This is a genomic window from Burkholderia sp. 22088 (genome assembly GCF_052045915.1).
In the GTDB taxonomy this organism is placed as follows: domain Bacteria; phylum Pseudomonadota; class Gammaproteobacteria; order Burkholderiales; family Burkholderiaceae; genus Burkholderia; species Burkholderia cepacia.
In genome coordinates this window covers 1-1,405 of record NZ_JBQEPY010000044.1, presented here as the reverse complement: position 1 = coordinate 1,405, position 1,405 = coordinate 1, and the positions used below count along the sequence as shown (strand labels likewise).

Annotated in this window: 1 protein-coding gene; it reads right to left on the bottom strand. The window is 67.0% G+C overall.

The genetic code is table 11. The features are described from left to right. A partial coding sequence (locus ACTJLD_RS41330; RefSeq protein ID WP_440661782.1) for a heavy metal translocating P-type ATPase occupies window positions 1–1,405 on the bottom strand: 1,405 nt, incomplete at both ends.

Below are 1,405 nucleotides of genomic sequence, written 5' to 3'. Positions count from 1 at the left end.
GCAACGCATTGACGATGACGGCGACGTCGATGACTTCCTGAATCACCGCGCCGGCAATCGGCTGCAGGAATCCGGCCGCCGCAATCGTCATCGCGACGACCGACAGCGACATGCCGGCCGCCACGCTCTCGAGTGCGATTCGGCGCGACCGTCGCGCGATACGTATCGCATCCACGAGTCGATCCAGCCGATCGACCAGCAATACCACGTCGGCCGCTTCGGATGACGCGGCCGCCCCCCGCGCACCCATCGCGATACCGACGTCGGCGGCCGCCAGCGCCGGCGCGTCGTTCACGCCGTCGCCGACCATGATCGTCACGCCCTCCTTGCGCGCGGCCTGAATCGCGACGAGCTTGTCCGTCGGCGTCTGCTCGGCACGCACGTCGGTGACACCCAGCAACTCGCCGACGGCCTGGGCGATGTCCCGCCGGTCGCCGGTGAGCATGACGAGGCGCTCGACGCCTTCGCGCTTGAGCAGCCGCAATGCCCGCGGTGTTTCCAGCCGCACCTGGTCGGCCATTTGAATCGCGCCGATCATGACGCCATCCACGCCGACGAATACGGCAGCCCCGCCCTCGCTGACGACGCGTGCCAGGAATGCGCCGCTCCACGGCGCATTCGTCGCGAATGCTGACACGTATTCGAACTTGCCGATCGCAACGGTCCTGTTGTCGACCCGGCCCGTCACGCCTTCGCCGGCCGTTTCGATGACGGCCGACGGCAGCGACAGGTCGATGCAACGTTCGTGCGCCGCGACCGTCAGCGCGTCCGAGATGACGTGGCCCGACGCTTGGGCCAATGATGCGGCCAACCGCAACACATCGTCCGCTGCGACGTCAGCGCCGCACTCGATCGCAACGATGCGTGCACGTCCTCCCGTCAGCGTCCCGGTCTTGTCGAAGAACAGAGTTGTCGCTTGTGCAAGACGCTCCAGCGCGCCCCCGCCTTTGACCAGAATGCCGCGTTTCGAACAACGCGACATGCCGGATACGATGGCGACCGGCACGGCGAGGATCAATGGACACGGCGAGGCCACGACGAGCACGGCAAGCGCACGTGTGACGTCGCCGGTCAACAACCATGCGATTCCCGCGACGAGCAGCGATGCGAGCACGAAGAATGCGGCATAGCGATCCGCGAGACGAACGGACGGGCTGCGCTCGCGTTGCGCACGCTCGACCATACGGACGATGCCGGCAAACGTGCTGTCGCTCGCCGTCGTGCGGGCAATCATTTCGAAAGGGGCGCCTGCGTTGACCACGCCGCTGCATGCGTTTTCCCCGGAACGGCGTCGCAGGGTGGACGATTCGCCCGTCAGCATGGACTCGTCCAGTTCCGCGTCGCCGGTCAATGTGCCGTCGACGGGCACGAACTCGCCGCTCCGCACCAGCAGCCTGTCGCCGGG